General features: G+C 71.4%; 4 protein-coding genes. 2 read left to right on the top strand and 2 right to left on the bottom strand.

Features of this window, described 5'->3' with window-relative positions:
• Positions 1-1,495: BglG family transcription antiterminator (locus tag B4E30_RS06965; RefSeq protein WP_286794245.1), on the top strand; the 1,495-nt coding region annotated here is incomplete at its 5' end.
• A 919-nt stretch (positions 1,496-2,414) separates the two neighbouring features.
• Here the strand turns inward: B4E30_RS06965 and B4E30_RS06960 are convergent.
• Positions 2,415-4,163, bottom strand: a complete 1,749-nt coding sequence (locus tag B4E30_RS06960) for a phospho-sugar mutase (RefSeq protein ID WP_286794243.1) — start codon at positions 4,161-4,163, stop codon at positions 2,415-2,417.
• A gap of 41 nt (positions 4,164-4,204) precedes the next feature.
• The gene (locus tag B4E30_RS06955; protein ID WP_286794240.1) at positions 4,205-5,038 is read right to left on the bottom strand and encodes a purine-nucleoside phosphorylase; all 834 of its coding nucleotides are present in this window, start codon (positions 5,036-5,038) and stop codon (positions 4,205-4,207) included.
• Positions 5,039-5,120: 82 nt separating this feature from the next.
• Between B4E30_RS06955 and B4E30_RS06950 the strand changes: the two genes are divergently transcribed.
• A complete protein-coding gene (locus B4E30_RS06950) occupies positions 5,121-6,569 on the top strand; it encodes an NAD(P)H-quinone dehydrogenase (protein WP_286794238.1) in 1,449 nt (482 codons plus the stop codon).
• Positions 6,570-6,717 lie beyond the last annotated feature (148 nt).

Genomic DNA, 6,717 nt, shown 5'->3' with positions numbered 1-6,717 from the left:
CGGCACCGAGATGGCCCAGCGGCGGCTGCTCAGCCGCCTCGCGCACGACGAGATGGAGGCGGGCGCCTTCGACCTCGAAGCGCTGCGGCGTACGCTCGGCGACGAGTCCGTCGGCGCGCGAGCGTTCGGTCCGTTCAAGGACGACCTCGTCGGAGAGCTCGGCACTCTCGGCTACTACGTCAACGAATTCGGGATCGCCGACGTCGTGATGCACATCGCCATCGCGGCCGACCGCGTCGCGCAGGACCGCGGGCTGGATGCGATCGCCCACGATGCGCAGGAGTCGCACGAGGCGGTCGAGGCGCTGATCGGACGCCTTGCGGAACAGCATCTCGGCGTGACCCTCGGTGCGGGAGACCGGTTCCACCTTGCGACCCTCGTCCTCACCCGCGTCGTGGCGCCGGGTGCGTCGGCGCCGTCGGTGCGCGGCCGCCTGGACCCCGAGGTGGAGCGGGCGGTCCGCGAGATCGTCGAGCGGGCCGCCGCGCAGTTCCTCGTCGACATCGCGCACGACGACTTCATCCTCCGCTTGGCGCTGCACGTGCAGAACCTGCGCGCGCGGGCGAAAGAGCAGGCGTGGTCACGCAATCCGCTCACCCGATCGCTCAAGTCGACCTACCCGATGATCTTCGACGTCGCCGTCTTCATCGCGAGCGGCTTGAACACATCTCTCGGAATCCCGCTGCTCGACGACGAGATCGCCTACATCGCGATGCACGTCGGCGGGCGACTCGAGCGGAGCCGCCGCGCCGACCAGCTGCTGACCGCGACGATCGTGTGCCCGGGGTATTACGAGCTGCACGAGCTGCTCCGATCGAGCGTCGACCGATCGCTCGGACGTGCGATCGAGGTCGTCGGGGTCGAGACGCGCGCCGATCCGGACTGGCGCTCGATCGACACCGATCTCGTGCTGACCACGATCGATCCGCCGACGCCGAACGACCGGGTCGTCCGCGTGCAGCCGTTCCTCACCGAGAGCGACGTGGAACGGGTGCAGGCGGCAGCCGGTCGCGTGCGCCGGGGGCGGCGCCTGGCCCGACTGCGCGCCGACATCGAGCGCTACTTCGATCCGTCGGCCTTCGTGCGCGGGCTCGACGCCGGCGCAGGGGAGGAGGGCGTCATCCGGGCCCTGGGCGGGCGGCTCGTCGATCTCGGCGTCATCGACCCGGAGTACGTCGACCGGGCGATCGAGCGCGAACAGCTCTCGTCGACCGCCTTCACCGACGCCCTCGCCGTGCCGCACGCGATGGGCATGACCGCGTCGCGCACCGCCATCGCGATCGGCATCGCGGACCCGTCGATCCCGTGGGGCGACGGGCGCGTGCAGGTCGTGGCCCTCGTGGCCTTCTCGGAGAACGATCGAGAGGCCTTCCAGACCGTCTTCGAGCAGTTCGTCGAGGTCTTCAGCGAGCGTGAGAGCGTGCACCGCATCGTGCGGCGCGGCACCGACTTCACGCCGTTCCTCGACGAGCTCGTCGCCGTGATCGACGGCTGATCCACCCATCTCCGCCGCTCGGGCCCCGCTCCGGCCGCCGCCCTTCCTCACGGGCCGCGGCCGCCCTGCTCACGCATCCGCCGCCCGGTCTCGGCCGTGCATCCGGCATCGGCCGCGCCGCGCCGGCCGCCCTGGCATCGGCCGAGCCGCTTCGCACCCCTGCCAGCTGTGCCCTAACTCAGGCTGCGCGGCCGTCATCCAGGCCGACACGCCGTCGGAGGAGTTCCTGAGCCTGAGTCGCGGCACGGCCGACGGCAAACGCCGCGCGACGCCGGGCGCTCCCGCTGCCGGGCTTGTTCGGCCAAGGTCCCGCGCCCGGCTCGTTCTGTGCCGCCGCGCATCCCCTGCCAGCTGTGCCCTAACTCAGGCTGCGTGGTCGTCGATCCGGTCGACACGCCGTCGGGAGCGCCTCTGAGCCTGAGTCGCGGCACGTGGTCGACGGTGAACGCCGCGCGACGCCGGGCGCTCCCCGCTTCCGGGCCTCTCCGCCCGAGACCCCGCTCGCCCGACTTGTCCCGTGCCGCAACTCAGGCTGCGCGGGCTTCACCGAGGGCGACACGCCGATGGCCTGGGCGCTGAGCCTGAGTCAGGGCCCGACCGGCCGATCGGTAGTGCGTCTGAAGTTGCGAGGCCTTCAGCCCTACCTGCCCCTCACGACCCACCGCCGGGCTTGCCCGGTTGTCCCGCGTTCTGCACCGGGGCGGCCTGTGACGCAGCTCAGGCTGCCGCGGCCGTCACGGGCTCGACACGCCGACGGCGGAGCCGCTGAGCCTGAATTAAGGCACGTGGATGCGGGCGAACGTCTCAAGCGCGCCGCGACGCAGGGCGCCTCAGGCCGTATCGCGGCACCACCGCCCCAGGTCGCCCCACCGCCCCAGGTCGCCCCACCGCCCCAGGTCGCCCCAGGCGACGGGGCGGCTCAGGCGAGGCTGTCGAGCAGCGCGCGGGCGCCGTCGGCCAGCGCGCGAAGGCGCGACTGCGCGTCGCCGGATGACTCGGCGCGCACATCGAGGTAGACCTTCAGCTTCGGCTCGGTGCCGCTCGGCCGCACGATCACGCGGGATCCGTCGTCGAGCCACAGCCGCAGCACGTCGCCCGGCGGCAGGCCGTCGACGCCCTCGAGCAGATCGTCCACCTGCTCGATCGGCACGTCTCCCACGGTGTGCGGATGCTGCTTCCGCAGCGCCGACATCATCTCGCCGACCGCCGCGACGTCGTCGGTGCGCACGGAGACCTGATCGCTCGCGAACACCCCGAAGGTCTCGTCGAACTCCGCCAGCAGGTCGCCGAGCGTGCGGCCTTCGCGGCGCGCATCGGCGGCCAGCCCGAGCACCGCGATGGCGGCGGAGATGCCGTCCTTGTCGCGCACCGTCTCCGGATTGACGAGGTAGCCGAGCGCCTCCTCGAATCCGTAGACGATTCCGGGTGCCCGGGAGATCCACTTGAAGCCCGTCAGCGTGGCGTGGAAGTCCAGCCCGTGCGCGTCGGCGATCGCCTTCAGACCAGGCGAGGAGACGAGCGAGCACGCCAGAGACGGCCGCGCGGCCGCTGCCCCACCCTCGCCCTCGCCGCGCGCCGTTACCAGGCGGGCGGCGCGCCAACCGAGCAGCAGCCCGATCTCATTCCCCGTCAGCCGCCGCCACCCGCCGTCGGGGTCGGGCAGTGCGACGGCCAGTCGATCGGCGTCGGGGTCGTTCGCGATCACGAACTCGGCGCGCGCCTCGTCGGCCGCGGCGAACGACAGGTCCATCGCCCCCGGCTCCTCCGGGTTGGGGAAGGAGACGGTGGGAAAGGATCCGTCCGGCTCGATCTGCTCGCTCACGACCACCGGCGCCGGGTATCCGGCGCGGTCGAGGATCGCCGACAGCGTCTCCCATCCCACGCCGTGCATGGCGGTATACACCCAGGTCATCCCGTCCGCGCCCGCCGGTGCGGGAGCGACAGCGGCCGTCGCTTCGATGTACGCGTCGACGACGTCTTCGGATGCCGTTTCGAATGCCAGCGAGCGGGGGAGGGCGGCGATGTCACCGGCGTCGGCGACGCGCTGGATGTGCGCGGCGATCTCGGCGTCGGCGGGGCTGACGATCTGCGACCCCTCGTCGTCGCCGCCGAGATAGACCTTGTAGCCGTTGTCGTTCGGCGGGTTGTGGCTGGCGGTGACCATCACCCCGGCCGCGGCGCCCAGATGGCGCACGGCGAAGGCGAGTACCGGCGTCGGCAGCAGCCGCGGGAGCAGCACGGCCCGGAGGCCTGCGCCCGCGAAGATCTCCACGGAGTCGCGCGCGAAGACGTCGGAGTTGCGACGCCCGTCGTACCCGACGACCACGAGCGGAGCGTCGGGCCGGAGTGGTGCCGGCTCAGCGACGTCGTCGGCCGCGGCATCCACACCCGCCCGCTCGGCGAGGTAGGCGGCCAGCCCCGCGGCCGCCTGGACGACGAGCACGCGGTTCATGCGGTTCGTGCCCGCGCCGAGCTCGCCGCGCAGGCCCGCCGTGCCGAACGCCAGCCGTGTCGCGAACCGGTCGTGCAGCGCATCGAGCGCATCGGCATCGCCCACCTCGGCGCCCTCGAGCAGTGCGCGCAGCTCCGCCCGGGTGTCGGGGTCGGGGTCCTGGGCGAGCCACGCGCGGGCGCGCTCGAGCAGATCTTCGTGTGCGGTGCTGTCCATGGCGGCCTCCTCGTCGCTGGGAACAGAGCTCTCGTTCGGCGTCACAGGGCCGCCACGACCCGCGCCAGCAGGTCGCTGATGACGGGCTCGGCCTCGCGGCCCGCTTCGATGACCTCGGCATGGCTGAGCGGGGTGGTCTGGATGCCGGCGGCCATGTTGGTGATCAGCGAGAACCCGAGGATCTCCATGCCCGCCTGACGCGCCGCGATGGCTTCGAGGGCAGTGGACATGCCCACGATGTGCCCGCCGATGGCCTTCGCCATCTGCACCTCGGCGGGCGTCTCGTACTGGGGGCCGCGGAATTGGCAGTAGACGCCTTCGTCGAGGCTCGGGTCGATGCGGCGCGCGACATCGCGGAGCCGCGTCGCATACAGATCGGTGAGGTCGATGAACGTCGCCCCCTCGAGCGGGGAGGCACCGGTGAGGTTGATGTGGTCGCTGATCAGCACCGGCTGCCCGGGGTTCCAGGTATGACGGATGCCGCCCGCGCCGTTGGTGAGCACCATGGTCTTCGCGCCGGTCGCCGCGGCCGTGCGCACGCTGTGGACGACGCGGCGCACGCCGTGGCCTTCGTAGAAGTGGGTGCGGGCGCCGATGACCAGCACGCGGCGCCCGTCGGCGGTGAGGATGCTGCGGAGGGTGCCGACGTGGCCTTCCAAGGCGGGCTTGCTGAATCCGGTGACCTCGGGCGCGGGGATGGTCGCGGTGGTCTGGCCGATGAGGTCGGCGGCTTTGCCCCACCCGCTGCCGAGGGTGAGGGCGATGTCGTGGGACTCGACACCGGTGAGCCGAGCGATGTCGGCGGCGGCGGCCGCGGCGACCTCGAACGGGTCGGTGTCCGGGTCGTCGAGAGGATTCAGGGGCTCATCGTGCATGCCCCCACTCTAGGAACGTGCCCACGGTCCCGCCAGGAACCGGCGTTCGTGGCGCGTCCCCCGGACTGGAACAATGGGGGGCATGTCGTTGAGCTTCGAGCAGACCCAGAGCGTCGCGATCATCGGCGGCGGCCCCGGCGGGTACGAGGCGGCGCTGTCCGCTGCCCAGCTCGGCGCCGACGTCACCCTCGTGGAACGGGCCGGAGTCGGCGGGTCGGCGGTCATCACCGACGTCGTCCCGTCGAAGTCGCTGATCGCGACCGCGGATGCGGCGGTGGCGATCTCCGAGGCCGGCGATCTGGGCGTGCAGCTGTTCGCCAAGGGCGCCGACGGCAAACCGCTCAAGCCCGAGATCGCGATCAACCTCGCGGCGGTCAACCGGCGCCTGCTCTCTCTCGCCCGCCAGCAGTCCGACGACATGCGTGCGCAGCTCGCCGAGGCGGGCGTGCGCATCATCAACGGTCACGGCCGCCTCGAGGGCGATTCCGCGGTGGTCGTCTCCACCGGCCCCGGCGGCACCGACTTCGACCGCGTCGAGGCGGACACGCTCGTCGTGTCGGTGGGAGCGTCGCCGCGCGAACTGCCCACCGCTCGCCCCGACGGCACGCGCATCCTCACCTGGACGCAGCTGTACGACATGAAGGAGCTGCCCGAGCACCTGATCGTCGTCGGCTCCGGCGTGACCGGCGCCGAGTTCGCCTCGGCCTACATGAACCTGGGGTCGAAGGTCACGCTCGTGTCGTCCCGCGACCAGGTGCTCCCCGGTGAGGATGAGGATGCGGCGGCCGTGCTCGAGAAGGTCTTCAAGCGCGGCGGGATGACCGTGCTGTCGAAGACCCGTGCCGAGAAGGTCGAGAACACCGGCGACGGTGTGCGCGTGACCGTCTCGGGCGGGCAGGTCGTCGAGGGCAGCCACTGCCTGCTCGCGGTCGGATCCATCCCGAACACGAAGGACATCGGCCTCGAGGGCGCAGGGGTGCAGATGACCTCGTCCGGTCACATCCGCGTGAACCGCGTCGCCCGCACCTCGGTGCCCAACATCTACGCCGCCGGCGACTGCACGACGTTCGTCCCCCTCGCATCCGTCGCCTCGATGCAGGGGCGGCAGGCCGTCTTCCACGCGCTCGGCGACGTGGTGATTCCGCTGGAGCAGCGGCGCATCACGGCGAACATCTTCACCGCCCCCGAGATCGCCACGGTGGGCTACTCGGAGCAGGACATCGAGAACGGCGTCATGCGCGGCGTGGTGCACAAGCTGCCGCTCGCGGCGAACCCGCGCGCGAAGATGCAGGGCATCAAGGACGGCTTCGTGAAGATCATCGCCCGGCAGGGCAGCGGCACGGTGATCGGCGGTGTGATCGTCGCGCCGAAGGCATCGGAGCTGATCTATCCGCTGGCGATCGCGGTGGAACGGCGCCTCACCGTCGACCAGGTCTCGCGGGTGTTCGCGGTGTATCCGTCGCTGTCGACGAGCATCACGGATGCGACGCGTGCGATGCACATCGTCGACCGCAGCGAAGACGAGGACTGACCCTTCGCGCGGGTCCCGTCCTCCGGTCGTTGAGCCCGCGAACCCCTTCCTCCGGTCGTTGAGCGAGCGCAGCGAGACGAAACGTCGCCACGTTTCAACGTCGGAGATTCGGCCCGACGTCGGACCCAGATTCATACGGTCGTTGCAT

The organism is Microbacterium sp. UBA3394 (assembly GCF_002358725.1).
Classification (GTDB): domain Bacteria; phylum Actinomycetota; class Actinomycetes; order Actinomycetales; family Microbacteriaceae; genus Microbacterium; species Microbacterium luteum.
This window is presented reverse-complemented; position numbering and strand designations above follow the sequence as displayed.

Bases quoted from the DNA above. Each gene is read 5' to 3' on its own strand.
- B4E30_RS06955 (WP_286794240.1), bottom strand. From the start codon at position 5,038: ATGCACGATGAGCCCCTGAATCCTCTCGACGACCCGGACACCGACCCG.
- B4E30_RS06950 (WP_286794238.1), top strand. From the start codon at position 5,121: ATGTCGTTGAGCTTCGAGCAGACCCAGAGCGTCGCGATCATCGGCGGC.
- B4E30_RS06960 (WP_286794243.1), bottom strand. From the start codon at position 4,163: ATGGACAGCACCGCACACGAAGATCTGCTCGAGCGCGCCCGCGCGTGG.